Origin of the sequence: Kocuria oxytropis (genome assembly GCF_040981195.1) — a bacterium.
Lineage (GTDB): Bacteria > Actinomycetota > Actinomycetes > Actinomycetales > Micrococcaceae > Kocuria > Kocuria oxytropis.
In genome coordinates, this window is record NZ_JAVFXA010000007.1 from 106,810 (window position 1) to 123,581 (window position 16,772).

At 72.8% G+C, this 16,772-nt stretch carries 17 protein-coding genes; 3 read left to right on the forward strand and 14 right to left on the reverse strand.

The genetic code is table 11. From position 1 onward, the window contains the following. Positions 1-26 precede the first annotated feature (26 nt). Positions 27-1,118 (forward strand): SDR family oxidoreductase, encoded by a 1,092-nt coding sequence (locus QYM41_RS09115; protein ID WP_368799430.1) that lies wholly within the window; start codon positions 27-29, stop codon positions 1,116-1,118. A 179-nt stretch (positions 1,119-1,297) separates the two neighbouring features. Here the strand turns inward: QYM41_RS09115 and QYM41_RS09120 are convergent, their stop codons facing one another. The 3 genes from QYM41_RS09120 to QYM41_RS09130 are packed head-to-tail and all read right to left on the reverse strand — an operon-like array spanning position 1,298 to position 4,119. Beyond that, positions 1,298-2,530, reverse strand: a complete 1,233-nt coding sequence (locus QYM41_RS09120; protein ID WP_368799431.1) for an amidohydrolase — start codon at positions 2,528-2,530, stop codon at positions 1,298-1,300. Positions 2,531-2,559: 29 nt separating this feature from the next. Continuing rightward, positions 2,560-3,318, reverse strand: coding sequence for a hypothetical protein (locus QYM41_RS09125; protein ID WP_368799433.1), 759 nt, complete (start codon positions 3,316-3,318; stop codon positions 2,560-2,562). Between the two features lie 45 nt (positions 3,319-3,363). Further along, positions 3,364-4,119 carry a DUF5058 family protein gene (locus tag QYM41_RS09130; protein ID WP_368799434.1) on the reverse strand — a complete coding sequence of 252 codons (756 nt, stop codon included), beginning with the start codon at positions 4,117-4,119 and terminating at the stop codon, positions 3,364-3,366. A gap of 149 nt (positions 4,120-4,268) precedes the next feature. Between QYM41_RS09130 and QYM41_RS09135 the strand changes: the two genes are divergently transcribed. Further along, positions 4,269-5,276 carry an AsnC family transcriptional regulator gene (locus QYM41_RS09135; RefSeq protein WP_368799435.1) on the forward strand — a complete coding sequence of 336 codons (1,008 nt, stop codon included), beginning with the start codon at positions 4,269-4,271 and terminating at the stop codon, positions 5,274-5,276. A 280-nt stretch (positions 5,277-5,556) separates the two neighbouring features. Here QYM41_RS09135 and QYM41_RS09140 read toward each other — a convergent pair whose 3' ends face one another. From QYM41_RS09140 to QYM41_RS09155, 4 genes are all read right to left on the reverse strand, one after another. Further along, the gene (locus QYM41_RS09140; protein ID WP_368799436.1) at positions 5,557-6,120 is read right to left on the reverse strand and encodes a DUF421 domain-containing protein; all 564 of its coding nucleotides are present in this window, start codon (positions 6,118-6,120) and stop codon (positions 5,557-5,559) included. Positions 6,121-6,123: 3 nt separating this feature from the next. Continuing rightward, complete coding sequence (locus QYM41_RS09145) at positions 6,124-7,971, reverse strand: ABC transporter ATP-binding protein (RefSeq protein ID WP_368799514.1); 1,848 nt, start codon at positions 7,969-7,971, stop codon at positions 6,124-6,126. Between the two features lie 264 nt (positions 7,972-8,235). Continuing rightward, positions 8,236-8,727: a DoxX family protein gene (locus QYM41_RS09150; RefSeq protein WP_368799437.1), complete on the reverse strand. Its 492-nt coding sequence runs from the start codon at positions 8,725-8,727 to the stop codon at positions 8,236-8,238. Positions 8,728-8,787: 60 nt separating this feature from the next. After that, entirely contained in the window at positions 8,788-9,276 is a 489-nt protein-coding gene (locus QYM41_RS09155) for a MarR family winged helix-turn-helix transcriptional regulator (protein ID WP_368799438.1), read from the reverse strand. 155 nt (positions 9,277-9,431) lie between these two features. Here QYM41_RS09155 and QYM41_RS09160 point away from each other — a divergent pair, with 155 nt between their 5' ends. Beyond that, positions 9,432-10,067, forward strand: a complete 636-nt coding sequence (locus tag QYM41_RS09160; protein WP_368799439.1) for a hypothetical protein — start codon at positions 9,432-9,434, stop codon at positions 10,065-10,067. 40 nt (positions 10,068-10,107) lie between these two features. On the opposite strand, the gene QYM41_RS09165 is transcribed toward QYM41_RS09160, so the two are convergent. The 7 genes from QYM41_RS09165 to QYM41_RS09195 are packed head-to-tail and all read right to left on the reverse strand — an operon-like array spanning position 10,108 to position 16,707. Then, positions 10,108-10,785, reverse strand: a complete 678-nt coding sequence (locus QYM41_RS09165) for an MOSC domain-containing protein (protein WP_368799440.1) — start codon at positions 10,783-10,785, stop codon at positions 10,108-10,110. Further along, entirely contained in the window at positions 10,782-11,156 is a 375-nt protein-coding gene (locus QYM41_RS09170; protein WP_368799441.1) for a cation:proton antiporter, read from the reverse strand. Before QYM41_RS09170 ends, QYM41_RS09165 begins: the two co-directional genes overlap by 4 nt. 20 nt (positions 11,157-11,176) lie before the next feature. Beyond that, positions 11,177-11,434 carry an MrpF/PhaF family protein gene (locus QYM41_RS09175; protein WP_368799442.1) on the reverse strand — a complete coding sequence of 86 codons (258 nt, stop codon included), beginning with the start codon at positions 11,432-11,434 and terminating at the stop codon, positions 11,177-11,179. After that, complete coding sequence (locus QYM41_RS09180) at positions 11,431-11,811, reverse strand: Na+/H+ antiporter subunit E (RefSeq protein WP_368799443.1); 381 nt, start codon at positions 11,809-11,811, stop codon at positions 11,431-11,433. The genes QYM41_RS09175 and QYM41_RS09180 overlap by 4 nt, the downstream gene beginning before the upstream one ends. Next, entirely contained in the window at positions 11,808-13,313 is a 1,506-nt protein-coding gene (locus QYM41_RS09185; RefSeq protein WP_368799444.1) for a monovalent cation/H+ antiporter subunit D family protein, read from the reverse strand. Before QYM41_RS09185 ends, QYM41_RS09180 begins: the two co-directional genes overlap by 4 nt. Further along, complete coding sequence (locus QYM41_RS09190; protein ID WP_368799445.1) at positions 13,310-13,768, reverse strand: sodium:proton antiporter; 459 nt, start codon at positions 13,766-13,768, stop codon at positions 13,310-13,312. Before QYM41_RS09190 ends, QYM41_RS09185 begins: the two co-directional genes overlap by 4 nt. Further along, positions 13,768-16,707: a DUF4040 family protein gene (locus QYM41_RS09195; protein ID WP_368799446.1), complete on the reverse strand. Its 2,940-nt coding sequence runs from the start codon at positions 16,705-16,707 to the stop codon at positions 13,768-13,770. Before QYM41_RS09195 ends, QYM41_RS09190 begins: the two co-directional genes overlap by 1 nt. Between the last annotated feature and the right edge of the window lie 65 nt (positions 16,708-16,772).

Consider the following 16,772-nt stretch of genomic DNA (forward strand, 5'->3'; position numbering starts at 1 on the left):
TCCGCACCGACCGAGGAGACAGCACCATGACAGCCCCCGTTCAGGACACCGGCTCCCCGCAGCAGCGCCTCGCCCTGGTGGTGGGGGCCAGCGGCATCGCCGGGTCGGCCGTGGTCGAGCAGCTGACCCGCACCGAGGGCTGGGACGTGCTCGCCCTGTCCCGCAACCCCGTCCCCGGCAGCACGGCCCGGCACGTCGGCGCCGACCTCCGGTCCCCGGAGAGCCTGGCCGCGGCCCTGGCCGGGGAGCGGCCCACGCACGTGTTCTTCACCGCCTGGCTGCGCCAGGACACCGAGCAGGAGAACATCGACGTCAACGCCGGGATGCTGCGCAACCTGCTGGCCGCCCTGGAGCACGCCCCGCTCGAGCACGTGGCGCTGATGACCGGGCTCAAGCACTACATGGGCCCCTTCGAGGCCTACGGCCAGGGGCAGATGCCCGACACCCCGTTCCGGGAGGACGAGCCGCGGCTGCCGGTGGAGAACTTCTACTACGCCCAGGAGGACGAGCTGTGGGCCGCCGCCGGGCGCCAGGGCTTCCGCTGGTCGGTGCACCGGGCGCACACCGTGATCGGCCACGCCGTGGGCAACGCCATGAACATGGGCCTGACCCTGGCCGTGCAGGCCTCGATCTGCCGGGAGACCGGCCGGCCCTTCGTGTTCCCCGGCTCCGAGGCCCAGTGGAACGGCCTCGTCGACATGACCGACGCGTCGCTGCTGGCCGAGCAGATGGTCTGGGCCGCCACCGAGGCCCCCGGCAGCGAGGCCTACAACACCGTCAACGGCGACGTCTTCCGGTGGCGGTGGATGTGGCCGGTGCTCGCCGGCCACTTCGGGGTCGAGTGGGAGGGCTACCAGGACGCACCACGCCCGCTGGAGGAGCAGATGCGCGGCGCCGAGGACGTCTGGGCCCGGATCGCCGAGAAGCACGGGCTCGCCGAGCCCGACGTGGGCCGGCTGGCCTCGTGGTGGCACACCGACGCGGACCTGGGCCGGAACTTCGAGGTCGTGGCCGACATGAGCCGCAGCCGGCTGGCGGGGTTCTGCGGCTACCGGCGCACCCAGGACTGCTTCCTCCGCCTGTTCGAGCGCTACCGCGCCGAGCACATCATCCCCTGAGGCGGGCGCCGGTCCGGTCCCGGACGGGGACCGGGCCGGCGCACCTGCACAGCCCGCCTGCACAGCGCACCCGCACAGCCCGCCTGCACGGCGCACCCACCACCGCGCACCCGCCACGGCGGGAGGGCCGTAGCACCGAGCCGCGCAGCGGAGCCGGGGGCCCGCAGGAGGCCGGGAGGTCAGCGGCCCACGCGGGAGAGGATCGCGGTGAGCGCGGCCCGCACCCCGGTGGACAGCGTCGGCTCGAGCGCCGGGGCGAAGAACGGGGAGTGGTTCACCGGCACGGGCCCCTCCGCCTCGAGGGTGGCGGCGTCGTGGCCGCCGAACATCCAGAACACCGAGGGCACCCCGATCGCCGCGCCGAGGGCCCCGAAGTCCTCCGAGCCCATCACCGGTTCGATCTCCAGCACGTTGTCCTCCCCCAGCACCTGCCGGAACCGCTCGACGAGAGCGGCGGCGGCGTCGGGGTCGTTGTAGTTGCGGGGGAAGGTCGAGATCTCCTCGATGACCGGCTCCGGGGCCCCGGAGGCCGCCGCCTCCGCGGTGATGATCCGCCGCAGGGCGCCCAGGACGTGCTCCCGGACGGCGGGGTCGAAGGTGCGCACGTTGAGCGTGAACTCGGCGGTGGCGGGGATGATGTTCTCCTTGAGCCCGCCGTGGAAGGTCGCGACGGTGACCACCGCCGCCCGGCGCGCGTCGATCTCGCGGGAGACGATCGTCTGCAGACGGGTGATCATGTGGGCCCCGAGCACGATCGGGTCGGTGGAGTCCTGCGGCTGGGACGCGTGGGCCCCCTTGCCGTGGACGGTGACCCGCCACGAGTCGGCCATCGCCATGACGTCCCCCGCCGCCCAGCTGACCGTGCCGGCCCGGGAGGGCATCACGTGCTGGCCGAGGACGACCTCCGGCAGCGGGGCCCGCTCCCACAGCCCGTCCTCGAGCATGGCCTTCGCACCGGCGGCGGTCTCCTCCCCGGGCTGGAACACGAGCACCACGGTCCCGGCCCAGGCGTCCCGCGCGCCGGCCAGCAGCTCGGCGGTCGTCAGCAGCACGGCCACGTGGGTGTCGTGGCCGCACCCGTGCATCACCGGGACCTCCGTCCCGTCCTCCAGGCGTCCCCTGGCCGTGCTGGCGTAGTCCAGCCCGGTGTCCTCGGCCAGCGGCAGGCCGTCGGTGTCGGCGCGGAAGGCCACCGTGGGCCCGTCGCCGTTGCGCAGCACCCCGACGACGCCGGTGCCGCCGCAGCGGAAGTTCTCGATGCCCAGGGCGGCGAGCCGCTCCTCGATCAGGGCCGCGGTGGCGTGCTCCTGCATGGACAGCTCCGGGCTCGCGTGCAGCTCGCGGTACAACCGGTGCATCTGCCGGCTCAGCTCGTCGGTCAGCTGCAGGTCCAGGTCCGTGGTGGTGCTCATGGGGTGGGGTCCTTTCCGGGGGAACGGGGTCAGTCGATGGGGAATTCGTCCGCGGGGTCCTGCACCTTGGCCGCGACGGGGTCGGCCGGGGCCGAGCGGTCGCGCAGGAACCACGCCAGCACGGCGGTGACGATCACCGCGATGGCGGTGCCGAAGAACGCCAGGGTGGGCACGGTCGGCACCAGCAGGAACACGACGGCCGCGGCGACGACGCCGGCGATCACCGTCATCCGCAGGTTGCGGGTCGAGACGACGGCCTGCACGAGGACCGCGCCCAGCACCGAGGGCAGGATGTAGGTCTGGACCACCGCGACGACCTCGGCGGGGACGACGCTCACCAGCCAGGAGCCCAGGAGACCGACCAGGACGAGCAGCGAGACCAGGTGCACCATGGCCGCCCCGCTGATGGCCATCACCGCCGCCAGCTCCCCGCGCCGGGTGCCGGCCTTGGCGCCGATGGCCGCCTGGGCGATGAGCGCCGAGGGCAGCAGCTTGTTGGAGATGTTGCCGATCATGAAGGCCTGGTACATCGAGGCCTGGCCCAGGATCGGGTAGTAGGTCAGGGGCTCCACGATCCACAGCACCCCGAAGGTGCCGGCGATGGCCAGCAGGGCGGTCCAGATCCGGGCCTGGTCCACGTCCAGGCCGGAGAAGAGCACCAGGTAGGCGGGGCCGGCCAGGGCGAAGAACAGCCCGGCGATCATGGTCAGCCGGCCCCAGCGGGCGGTGGTGGTGTCGAACTGCTCGAGGGCGGGCGCGGTGGCGGTCACGGTGGTCATGGCGGTCATGGCAGGAGTCCTTCGGTGTTCTGGGGCACGGTCTCGGGGACGGTCTCAGGCGGTGGGGAACAGGCCGGCGCCGACGGCGACGTAGGTGACGACCAGCGCGGTCAGGATGGCGATGCCCAGGGCCCACTCGCGGAGCCACTGCACCCGGAGTCCCTTGGCGATCCCCAGGCACACCCCCATCACGGCGGCGGAGGCGAGGAAGGCGACCACGTGGTTGCCCGACTTCGGCAGCTCTCCGAGCCCGAGGGCGAAGAACGCCCCGAGCAGGGCGGCCCCCGGGACCACCGTCATCACGGCGGGGTTGACCTTGCGCAGGCTGACGTCACCGCGCTTGAGCAGCGGGGTGAGGATGAGGGTGGCGAGCATCCACATCGCCCCGCCCAGGCTCATGGCCATGAACGCCACGGCGAACACGCCCTGCGTGTAGGTCGGCCCGCCCAGGTCGGCGCCCATGGTGCCGGCCGCGATGCTGGCCGCGCCCGTCTCGAAGGACACCGAGCCGATCAGCCCGATCCGCACCAGCACGGCCGGAGCGCCGAAGACCGTCAGCAGCGCGACGGCCACCAGGGCCACGGCCAGGGACGGCCCGATCGCCGAGACCGCCCCGGCGCGGAAGGACGTCCTCAGCTCCGCCGGACTCATTCCGGCGGCGGGGGCCGCCACGCGGGCGGTCCGGATGTAGATCAGGGTCTGGACGATGATGACGGCGAAGACACCGAGGGCGCAGATCCACAGCACGGGCAGATTGGCCACGGACAGGATGTCGGTGGAGGCGCCGTCAACAACGGTGCGCAGGTTCACGGGTACTCCCAGAGGTGGTCGGGTGGATGGAGACGGGGCCGGACGGTTCCCGTCCCGAGTGTCTCTTCCGAGAATGACGTGACGTCGATCACTCGGTCCGGATATCCTGAAAACCTGCACAAAACGTTCCCTGAACCGAAGGAACCAGCATGGAACTGCCGCCGGAAGATCTCGAGCTCGTGCACGCCCTGCAGATCGCGCCCCGGGCCACGTGGACCCAGCTGGGCTCGGCCCTCGGCCGCCACCCCACCACTCTCGCCACGCGCTGGGACCGGCTCCGGGCCGACGGGCGCACCTGGGTCACCGCCCACCTCGGCACGTCCGGCACGCAGGGCTGCGCCACCTTCATCGGTCTCGAGTGCCGCCCTGGCCGCCGGGCCGAGGTGCTGGAGCGGCTGTGCGCCGTGCCGGAGATCGGCACGGTGGAGGAGTCCGCGCGCGCCTGGGACGTCCGGCTCACCGTCCTCACCCGCAGCTGGGAGCAGATGACCCGGGACGTGCTGCCGCTCGTGCGGGCCGACCCGGCGATCCTGCGGGCCCAGCTCACGGTGGCCACGCGGCTGCACGCGATCGGCAACAACTGGCGCCTGGACGTGCTCTCCCCCGAGCAGCAGCGCCGCGTGAGCGCCCTGCACCCGGAGGTGCACCGCCCGCACGGCGCCACCCCCGCCCGCCTCGGGGAGCTGACGTCCGCGCTCCAGCGGGACGGGCGGGCGACCGCGGCGGAGATCGCCGCCGCGACGGGCACGCACCCGACGACCGCGGCCCGGCACCTGCGCCAGGCGCTCGAGACCGGTCTCGTCGCCCTCCGCTGCGAACTGGCCCAGCAGTACTCCGGCTATCCGGTGTCCTGCCAGTGGTACGTCCGGGTTCCGCCGGCACAGCTCGAGGCGGCCGTGCGCACCCTGCGCTCCTACCGCACGCTGCGCCTGTGCGCCTCGACCACCGGCGACACCAACCTCACGTTCCTGCTCTGGCTGCGCACCCCCGGCGACATCTTCGACGTGGAGGCCGAGCTGCAGGCGGCCGCCCCGGGAGTCCAGGTGGTGGAGTCCGACGTGGGGGTCCGGACCCACAAGCGCATGGGCTGGATGCTGCGGGACGACTCGACCGCGACCGGCGAGGTGGTGACCGAGCTGGGTCCGGCCGCCCGCTGACGACCGCCGGTGAGGACGCACGCGGCGACCGGCGCCGGTCGCGACCGCGCTCCGCGCGCCATGCCCGGCAGGTCAGGCCCGGCAGGTCGCGCTCGCCGAGCACGTCCGACAGGTCGCGCCCGGCAGGTCACGCTCGGAAGGTCACGCCCGGAAGGTCACACCGAGTGCGCCACGGCGGGCAGGTCACACCGGGCAGGTCACACCGGGCGAGCACGCCCGGCAGCTCAGGCCCGGCACGTTACGCCCGGTGCGCCACGCCCGCCGGGGCCCCCGACGGCGCTCAGTCCGGGTCCCGCAGGAGTTCCGCCGGGACCAGGTGGGCGTCCCGGACACCCGCGAGCAGCCGCGGGTCGAGCGGCGTGCCGCGGCGCAGGACGCTGATGGTGCCGGAGGCCTCGAAGACCACGCACGCGATCTCGCCGGGGCTGCGCACCCCCGCCTCCCGCAGGGCCCCGAAGAGCTCCGCCTCCACCACGTGGACCCGCCGGAGGTTGGCCTCCAGCACCCGCGCACCGGCCATCAGCAGCACCGCCTGGTTGTTCATCAGCGCCGACACGCGGATCCCCGCGCGCAGCCGGCCGAAGACCGCCTCGAGCGCGAACAGCGTGCCGAGACCCAGCACGCCCGCGGCGAGCGTGGGCGTGTCCCCCAGGACCGCGCGCCCGGCCACCGCGCCGAGCATGACCGCCACGACCGCGTCGAAGGTCGACAGCCGGGACAGCACGCGCTGGCCGAGCAGCCGCACCATGAGCAGGAACGCCAGGTAGATGCCCACCGCCGAGGCCACCACCGCGAGCGCCCCGGGGGCGTCCACGCCGAGGCGTGCCACGGCGTCGTCGAGCACGGGTCAGACCTCCTGGTCCGCGAACTGCGTCTCGTAGAGCTCCGCGTAGCGCCCGCTCACCGCGAGCAGCTCGGCGTGCCGGCCCCGCTCCACGATCCGGCCGTCCTCGACCACCAGGATCTGGTCGGCGGAGCGGATGGTCGAGAGCCGGTGGGCGATCACCAGGGCGGTGCGCCCGGTCATGGCCTCGCCCAGCGCCGCCTGCACGTAGGCCTCGTTGGTGGAGTCCAGCGCCGACGTGGCCTCGTCGAGGATCACCACGCGGGGGGCCGCGAGCAGCAGGCGGGCAATCGTCAGCCGCTGCCGCTCCCCGCCGGAGAGGCGGTAGCCGCGCTCGCCCACCACGGTGTCCAGCCCGTCCGGGAGGGAGCGGATCACGTGCTCCATGCGCGCCCGGGCCAGGGCGTCCCACAGCTGCTCGTCCGTGGCCTCCGGCCGCACCAGGGCGAGGTTGTCCCGGATCGACTCGTGGAAGAGGTGCCCGTCCTGGGTCACCATCCCGATGGTCTCCCGCAGCGAGGCGAAGGTCGCGTCCCGCACGTCCGTGCCGCCGATCCGCACGGCGCCCGAGGTCACGTCGTAGAGCCGGGCCACGAGCTGGGCGATGGTCGACTTGCCCGCCCCGGAGGACCCGACGAGGGCCACGGTCTGACCCGGCAGCACGGTGAAGCTCACGCCGTGCAGGACCTCCTCGCCGCCCCGGGAGTCGAGCACCGCGACGTCCTCGAGCGAGGCCAGCGAGACGTCCTCGGCGGAGGGGTAGGCGAAGCGGACGTCGTCGAACTCCACCGACGCCGGACCGGCCGGCAGGGAGCGGGCGCCGGGACGCTCCTGGATCAGGGGGACGAGGTCGAGGATCTCGAAGACCCGCTCGAAGCTCACCACGGCGCTCATGACGTCCATCCGGGCGTTCGCGAGCATGGTCAGCGGGGTGTACAGCCGGGTGAGCAGCAGGGCGAGGGTCACGACCGCGCCCGCGTCCAGGTTGCCGAGGATCGCCTGCGCGCCGCCGAGGCCGTAGACCAGGGCCAGGGCCAAGGCGGAGACCAGGGTCAGGGCCGTGACGAACACGGTCTGCAGCATCGCCACCCGCACGCCGATGTCCCGGACCCGGCCGGCGCGGCGCTCGAACTCGGCGGTCTCGGCGTCCGGCCGGCCGAAGAGCTTGACCAGGGTGGCGCCGCCGGCGGAGAACCGCTCGGTCATCTGCGTGGACATGGACGCGTTGTGCTGGGCCGCCTCCCGCTGGAGGCTCGCCAGGCGCCCGCCCATGGCGCGGGCGGGGACCAGGAAGATCGGCAGCAGCAGCACGGACAGGGCGGTGACCTGCCAGGAGATGGAGACCATGACGACCACGGTCAGGATCAGGGAGACGACGTTGCTCACCACGCCGGAGAGCGTGTTGGAGAACGCCCGCTGCGCACCGATGACGTCGTTGTTGAGCCGGGAGACCAGCGCCCCGGTGCGCGTGCGGGTGAAGAACGCGATCGGCATCCGCTGCACGTGCTCGTAGACGGCGGTGCGCAGGTCCAGGATGAGCCCCTCGCCGATCAGGGACGAGAGCCACCGGTTGAGGACGTTGAGCCCCGCGTCCAGGATCGCCACCGCGGCGATGGCGACCGCGAGCCAGACCACCACGGAGACGGCGTCCCCGGCGTTGATCGCACGCACCACGTCCCCGGCGAGGATCGGGGTGACGACGCCGAGCAGGGCCGTGAGCACCGAGACGACGAGGAACACCGTGAGTCTCGACCGGTGCGGGCGCGCGAAGGCGACGATGCGCCGGAGCGTGGCCCGGTCGATCTTCCGGTCCTTGACCTCCTGGCCCTGGACGGTGCGCCACAGCACCATGTACGGCGAGTTCTGCATGCTCATGCGCTCTGCCCCGATCTGCGGGGATCGCCCGCGCTGCCTCCGGTGCGGCCCCGTGGTGGTCGTGCGCGCCGCGCCGGGACCGATTTTACGCGTCCGCGCCGACAGGTCCCGCCCGCCGGAAGCGTTCCGCGCCGCGACGACGACGAGCCCCCGCCCCGCAGGACGCCGCGGGGCGGGGGCTCGTCGCGCGGCGCCGGGGGGCGGCCGGGGCGGACGTGCGGAGGGAGGTCTCGGGAGGGGTCAGGCGCGGACGGCCGCGCGGCGCTTCGCCGCGACGACGTGGTCCAGGGACCAGCGGCCGGCACCGGCCAGGACGAAGAGAGCGGACGCGGCGGCGAGCAGCAGGACGAGCTCGACACCGCCCTCGGCGGCGAAGAATCCGGCGGGGAGGTGCACGAGCACGAGCGCGCCCAGCATGTTCAGGGCGAGCAGGGCGGCGACCACGCGGGTGCCGAGGCCCAGGACGAGCAGGAGACCGCCCACGAGCTCGACGACCGCGGCGACCGGCGCCGCGAGCTCGGCGGCCGGGACGCCCATCTGGGCGAAGGAGGCCTGGGTGCCGGCCACGGTCCACTCGGTGAACTTCTGCCAGCCGTGCAGCAGGAACGTGGTGCCGAGGACCACGCGCAGCACGGTCAGGCCGAGGGTCGCGGAGGAGGAACCGGCGGCCGGGGGGACGGGGGCGGTGGAGGAGGAGGCAGGGGTGCGCTGGGGCGTCTGAGTTGTGGACATGTCACGACTGTAGCGCGGTTTTACTTTCCCTGGCAAGCTTTTTGGGCGATGTGACCGAGCTCACGACCCGTCCGAGGCCATCTCCCGGGCCGTGGGGCCGGCCGCCGAGTCGTCGACGAGGCGCCCGATCAGCGCCAGCTGGTGGACCTGGACGGGTGTCAGCCGGTCGATCACCGTCCGCCGGACGTGCTCCACGTGCCCCGGGGCCACCTGCTCGACACGCTCCAGACCGCGGTCGGTGATCTCGGCGAGCACCACCCGCTTGTCCTGCTCGCCCCCCGTGCGCACCACCAGGCCGTCGCGCTCGAGGCGCGCGACGATCCGGGACAACCGGGACTGGGAGGTGTTCGTGACCGCCGCAAGGTCCGACATGCGCCGCCGCCGGTCCGGGGCCTCCGAGAGCATCGCCAGCACCAGGTACTCGGCCAGGCTGAGGTCCGCCTCCGCCTGCAGCTGGGACTCGATGCTGCCGGGCAGCGTGAACATGATGGAGACGAGAGCCAGCCAGGCGTCACGCTCCTCGGGGGACAGCCATCGGGTCTCGGTCATGGTCCCGATTCTACGAGGTGGTCCTTGACGCCTCATGGGAACGACGCGTCACGGGAACGACGCCTCCAGGGAACAACGCCTCAGGGACAGGGCGCCGCAGGGCACCGACGCGCAACCGCACCGCGGCCGCCGGGGTCCGCCCCATAATGGGAACCATGGACTCCCTCGGCACCTGGCCCCGGCCCGTACCTCCGGACGAGCGCGACTTCGACGTCCAGGTCATGCGCCGCCTGCGCACCGCCCCCGGCGAGGACGGGACGGCCGACCGGCCCACCCTGGGCGAGCGGCTCGGCACCTCGCTGCTGCTCGTGGTCCCCGTGCTGACCGCCCTCGCGGTGGTCCTGCTGTGGCAGCAGTGGTCCCGGTCCGGGTCCGTCCTGTTCCTCGTGCTCGCCGCCGCGGCGCTCGTGGCCACGGGCCTGTGGTGGACGGCCCGGCTCCGGCGCGCCTTCACGACCGCCCAGGGCCGGCTCGGCGCACGCCTGGCGAACGTCGTGGACCACGGCGTGGGCGTCGTCCGGGAGCTGACCCTCGAACCGGCCGGCGAGGACGCGGCGGCCGAGGGCCGGGTCCGGGCCCGGCTCGAGCTGTCCGTGACCCCGGTGCGGGGCGAGCGGTTCCGCACCGCCGTGGAGGCCCTCTACGACGCCGAGGACGCGCTCCTGCTGGAGGTGGGCTCGCACGGGCCCGTGCGCTTCCTGCGCGACGACCCGGAGGGGACCACCGTGATCGACACCCGGCTCTCCGAGGAGCAGGTGGCGCAGGTCTACCGGGGCGCCGCCCTGAACTGACGCGACCGGTGCCCGGGCCCGCCCGGCACCGGGCGGCGGTTCAGCCGTCCTGCCGTGCGGCGGCCCGCTGCTCCTCCGCGACCCGCCGCCGGAGCTGCTCGCACAGGTCCTCCCCGGCGCGCAGCAGCTCCGGCAGGCGCTCGCGCTCGGTGGTCTGGGCGCGGAAGGCGTCCGCCACGCCCACGCCGTGCTCGGCGCGGCGCACGAGCTCGACCGGGCTGCCGGCCTGCACCGTGCCCGGCGACAGGACCCTGAGGTAGGCCCCGGAGCGCCCCCGCTCCGTGAAGCGGCGCAGCCAGCCGCGCACCTCCATGCTCGCGCGGAACGTGCCGCAGGGAATGCGTGCGTCCGTGACCTGGAGCAGCACGTCGCCGATCCGCCAGACGTCGCCGAGCCGCGCCCCGTCGACGTCGAAGCCCGAGAGCGTGAGGTTCTCCCCGAAGGAGCCGTCGGGGATCTCCCTCCCGAGCTCCCGCGCCCAGAAGTCCAGCTCCTCCCGGGCGAACGCGTACACCGCCTGGTCGGTGCCGCCGTGATAGGTGCCGTCCCCGATGAAGTCCCCCACCAGCCCCGAGCCGAGGCCGCCCCGGCGCGGCCCGGGATCGCGGATCTCCACGGGACCGTCCACGGGGCGCTTGCGGATGCCCGTGGGCCGGTTCCGCCTGGCGGGGTTCTCCTCCGCCCGGCCGACGTTGACGCTCTCGACGCGAGCGGTCATGCGCGGTCCTCCTTCCCGGGGCCGGGATCCCCGCCGGCGTGCTCCTCGAGCTCGTTGTGGTGGGTCGGAGAATACACCGCCGAGCCGATGAGGTAGCCGGAGCGGGCCAGGGCCATGCTGCCCACGGCCGACGTCACGAGCTGCAGGACCACCGCGGCGAGCAGCTTGACCGCGTTCTCCACGCCGGGCAGGAAGAAGAACGCCCCGGTGAGGACGAAGGACACGCCGAGACCCGCGGCGGTGGCGATCGCCGAGGACCGCGTGTAGAGGTCCGGGAACCGGGTGATCCCCACCGTGGCGGTGAGGAAGATCAGTGACCCCAGGACGATGAAGGCCTGTCCCACCACACTCATCCACAGGGTGTCGTGCATGACCGGGTCCCACTCCACACTCATCGCCTCCCCCTGGTCAGTGCGCGGGCCAGGGACAAGGTCGCCAGGAAGCCCACGAGGGTCGCGACGAGGACCAGGTCGAAGACCGGGGGGCTCATCGCGAGCACGCCGAACAGGGCGATGAGCCCCACCACGGAGAAGAACAGCAGGTCCGCGGCGATGGCCCGGTTGGCGTCGTTGGGGCCGCGGAACATCCGCACCCCGGCGACGAGGACGGAGACGGCGAGCACCAGCACGCCGAAGAGGATGCCGATCATCGTGGGGCCCCTCCCGCTCGGATGCCGTTCAGCATGTGGGTCTCCATCTCCTGCAGGCCCGAGAGGGCGTCCTGCGGTCCGTCCGAGTACATGGCGTGCACGAAGATGTCGTAGCCCTCCGCGCCGGTGTCCTCCCCGTCGCCGGGCCGGGCCGCGGTGGCCAGGGTCAGCGTCCCCGGCGTCAGGGTGATGAGCACACTGAGCAGGACCGTCTCGAACTCGCTGCGGCACCGGGTGCGGTAGCGCACCACGATGGGCGAGGAGTCCTGGCCCGGCGTGAGCACGTCGCGCGTCACCGCGACGTTGGACAGGACCAGCTCCCGGGCGTACCAGAGCAGGAAGCCGAGGAAGCGCAGCGGCCAGGTCAACCACGTCACGAGGCCCTCACCGCCTCCACGTACGCGCTGGTGTCCACGAGACCGTCCGCGGCCGTGGCCGAGACGCCCAGCAGCAGCTCACCGCCCACGCCGAGGACCAGGGAGGTCACCGCCAGGACGAGGGCCGGCGCGATGAGGCCCACCGGGATGCGGCGCTCCTTCGTGCCCACGGCGGCGGTGACCACGCCCGACGAGTCCTCCGGCTTCCCCAGGAACATCATCCCCCAGATCCTGAGCACGTACAGCAGCGTGAAGAGGCTGACGCCGACCGCCACGAGGGCCGCCCCGATCTGCTGCTCCTCGAACGCGGCCAGGATCAGCGCCAGTTTGGCCACGAACCCGGAGAACGGCGGGATGCCGGTCAGGGACAGGGCCGCCGCGAAGAAGACCACGGCCGTGAGCGGCTCCCGCCGGAGCAGGCCCGCGACCTCGCCCAGCGGGTGCCGCCCGTAGGCGATCTCCACCGCCCCGGTGGACAGGAACAGGGACACCTTCACCACCGTGTGGTGCAACAGGTAGAAGATGCCCGCGGTGAGTCCCGCGGTCCCGAAGAGGGCGACGCCCAGCAGGATGTAGCCGATCTGGCTGACCGTGGAGTGGGCGAGGATCGCGCGCGCGTCCCGCTCCCCCACGGCGCCGAGGACACCGATCACCATGGACGCGGAGAACACCACGACCCCGATCCACAGGTACTGCGCCATGCCGTCGAAGATCACGGCGTAGATCCGGTAGATCGCGTAGACCGCGATCTTCGTGTGCAGCCCCGAGAACAGGGCGGTCACGGTGGGCGACATGAAGGGGTACGTGCGCGCCAGCCACCCGTGCACGGGAACCACGGCCGCCTTGACGGAGAGGGCGATCAGGACCACCGCGACCGACACGGCCACGGCGGTGGACTCCGTGGCACGGCCCGCCAGCTCGGCCAGGTTCACGGTGCCGGCCGTGCCGTAGACGAGCCCCACCCCCGCCAGGAGGATCGTGGAGGCCAGCAGATTGACGCTCACGTAGATCCGCGAGGACGTGACCTGCATCAGCCGCCCCCGGCCGCGGTGGGCCAGGATGATCAGCGCGTAGGACGGCACCAGCATGACCTCGATGAACACGAAGAGGTTGAACAGGTCCGCCGTGAGCAGGGCCCCGTTGGCGCCCGCCATGAGCACGAGCACCAGGGGACCGAAGAAGCGCTTCTCCGCCTGCCCCGACACCACCCCGAACCAGGAGCTGACCAGCGTCACGAATCCGGTCACGGAGAGCATCAGCGCCGTGAGGAGATCGGCTGCGAACGGGATGGCGATGCCGGCGGGCCAGCCGCTGATGCGGTGGGCCAGCACGGTTCCGCCGTCCAGGAGGGTGATCACGAGCCACCCCGCCCCCACCACGTCCGCGCCGAGAACGGCGAGCAGCCCCACCTTGCCGATCCGCCCGGGGCCACCGGCGAGCACCAGCAGACCGGCGGCCAGCAGGGGGACGATGACGAAGAACGGGATGAGGTCCGCGCTCATGCGCGACCACCTCCTCCCGGGCCCTGCCCGAAGCGGGTGCCTGACCGGTCCGGGTCCTCGGGTGCCTCGCGGTGCGTCCCGGCGTCGTCCAGGGGGTCGTCCAGGGGGTCGTCCATCAGGTCAGGGGTCTCCGTCTCCCGGCCGCTGAGCTCGAGATCGGTGTCGTCGTCCTCGTCGCCGGTCACGGCGAGCACGAGCATGTACATGGTGATGGCGAACGCGATGACGATGGCCGTCAGCACGAAGGCCTGCGGCAGGGGGTCCGCCGTGGTCGCCGGGTCCGGGGAGGAGCCGAGGGGCTCGCCGCGGCGGTCGATGCCGCCGGTGGCCATGATCAGCAGGTTCACACCGTGGCTGAGGAGGGCGAAGCCGATGATCAGGCGGACCATGCCGCGCCGCAGCATCATGAACACGCCGCCCGCGATGAGCACGCCCACGGTCAGTGCGAGGGCCATCAGGAATCGTCTCCTCGGGAGGGGTCGGTGCGCTCGCCGGACGTCCCCGTGGAACGGCCGGCGGGACGTCCGGGGTCCCGGTCGAGGGCCCGGATGCTGCTGAGGTCCAGGGGCGCCGTGCTGGGGTGGTGCGGCTCGTCCGTGGTGGGGGTGGGGTAGGCGGTGGGATTCTCCGCCGCGGTGGAGCCCACCCGCCGCAGGGGCGGTGGTTCCTTCTCCTCCACGCCCAGACGGCTCACCGCGGTCAGGATCACGCCGACCACCGCCAGGTACACGCCCACGTCGAAGAACAGCGCCGTGGTGATCGCGATCCCGAACACGTCGAAGTGCAGCGCGCGCAGGAACGAGCCGTCGGCCAGGCCCAGGAGTCCCACGACCACCGCCACGGCCACCCCGGCGCCGATGAGCTTGACGTAGGGCACGCCGAGCCGGCTGACCCGGTCGTCCTGCGCCGAGAGGTAGACCAGGGAGATGCCGGCAGCACCGATGAGGGCCGCGATGAACCCGCCACCGGGCTGGTAGTGCCCGCGGAGCAGGAAGAAGAGGGACAGGACCACGATGACCGGTCCGAGCAGGCGCTCGGTGACGCGCAGCACCATGGTGTTGTCCCGGGCGTCGCTGATCGGCGACTCCGGCGGCTCCGTGACCGGGCTGTGCCGCTTGGGCAGCAGCCCCCGCGACTCCAGGGCGACGACGATCGCGATGCCCGCCACGCCCAGCACGGTCAGCTCGCCGAGCGTGTCCAGGGCACGGAAGTCCACGAGGATCGTGTTCACCACGTTCGATCCCCCGGTCTCCGTCTTGGCCTCCGCCAGGAAGTACTCTCCTGCCCCGGAGAGCCCGCGCCGGCCGGTGAGCGTCCACACGGCCACGGCGGCCGAGGCGCCCGCGAGGACGGCGACGACGGCCGCCGTGGTCGCCCGCCGCTTGCCCGTCCGGTGGAACGTGGAGGGCAGACGGTTGAGGAGCAGGACGATCACCACCACGGTGAGGATCTCGACCAGCAGCTGGGTCAGCGCCACGTCGGCCGCGCCGAGCTCGTAGAACCACAGCGCGACGGCGAAGCCCACCACCCCGATGATGGTCACGAGGGCGATCCGGCTGCGCACGCCCAGTGCCAGGAGCACCCCGACCACGACCACGCCGAGGAGCACCCAGTCCAGCGGCTTCGTCACGTCCCCCTGCAGCGGCGGGATTTCGACCGTGGACAGGCCGACGACCGTCAGCGCCACCAGGACGACCACGGGCGGGACCAGGTGCCGGTAGGGGGCGTCGGCCCGGGTGAGCCCCCCGACCCAGTGCCCCAGGGCCCCGGAGCCGGTGCGGAGCGCTTCGACCGCGCCCACTCCGGTGACGGGCGACAGCTCGCGGTCCAGGAGCCGGTCCACCCGCCCCCGGCCCAGCACCAGCGCACCGCCGAGGGCGAACACGGCCAGGGACATGTACAGCTCGGGGGCGAGGCCGTGCCACAGCCCCAGGTGCGGCTCGGCGTCCGGACCGGCCACGGACTCGGCGGCGCTGCCGAGCAGCGGCTCGGCCAGCACCCCCGCCAGCCCCAGGACCAGACCGGCCACGGACACGAGCGCCACGGGTGCCAGGAAGGCCGCGGAGGCCTCCTTCGGCGGCTCCTGCGCCGGGCGACCGGGGAAGACGGTGATGATCATCCGGGCGGAGTAGGCGAAGGTGAAGGACGCGGCCAGGACCGCCACGGCACCCGTGAGCCACACGGCCACCGGGGACCCGGGGTTCTCCGCCACGGCCTTGAAGATGGCCTCCTTGGAGACGAAGCCGAACAGCGGGGGCAGCCCCGCCATGGAGACCGCCGCGAGCGTCATCACGACGGCGGTGACGGGCATCGTCCGCGCCAGCCCGGAGAGCTTGCGGATGTCCCGGCTGCCGGCCTGGTGGTCGATGACCCCCAGGGACATGAACAGCGCCGACTTGAACAGCGCGTGGGCCGCCACGTGCACCACGGCCCCCACCACCGCGTAGGAGGTGCCGATGCCGATGGTTGCCGTCAGGAAGCCCAGCTGGCTCACGGTGGAGTAGGCGAGCAGCTCCTTGAGGTCGTGGCGCTGCAGGGCGAACACCGCGCCCATCAGGGCGGTGAACAGCCCCACCGTGATCAGCAGGACGTTCCAGACCGGCACCTCGCCGAGGGCCGTGGAGAAGCGCAGCATGAGGTAGATACCGGCCTTCACCATGGCCGCGGCGTGCAGGTAGGCGCTCACGGGGGTGATCGCGACCATGGCGTCGGGCAACCACGCGTGGAAGGGGAACTGCGCGGACTTGGTGAAGCCCGCCACCGCGATCAGCACCGCCACGAACGCGGCGAACCCGGGGGACGTGGACCACACGGCGTCCACCAGGATGTCGCTGAGGCGGGTGGTCCCGGTGGCCACCCACATCGCGACCACCGCCGCGAGCAGGCAGAGTCCACCGGCCATGGTCACCAGGAAGGTCCGGATCGCCGGCTCCCTGGCGTGCGGGCCCGAGCGGGCGATGAGCAGGAACGAGCACAGCGTGGTGAACTCCCACATGACGAACAGGAGGACCACGTCGTCGGCCAGGACCAGACCGAGCATCGCCGCGGCGAAGAACGTCATGAGGGCGTAGAAGGCGCTGTGCGACCCCTTGGCGAGATAGCGCGCCGAGTAGGCGATGACCACGGCGCCGATGACCAGCACGATGAGGCCGAAGAACAGCCCGAGTCCGTCGAGGCGGAGGTGGACGGACACCCCGAGGGTCGGCATCCACGGGATCTGCTGGGAGACCTCCTCGCTGTCCCCCCGGCCGTTCCACACGGCGACCAGCGCACCGGCGAGCACGAGGAGGCCCGCGGCGAGCGGCCAGCCGGCGTCGCGACCGGCCCGGCGGCCCAGGACGGCCGCAGCGGGGCACAGCAGGGTGGCGAGAGCGAGAATGATCAGGAGTGACACGCCTGGCAACCGTCCGGTCGGTGGGAAGGAACGTGGTGGGCGGATCCACCCGGGCCCCGGTGCGG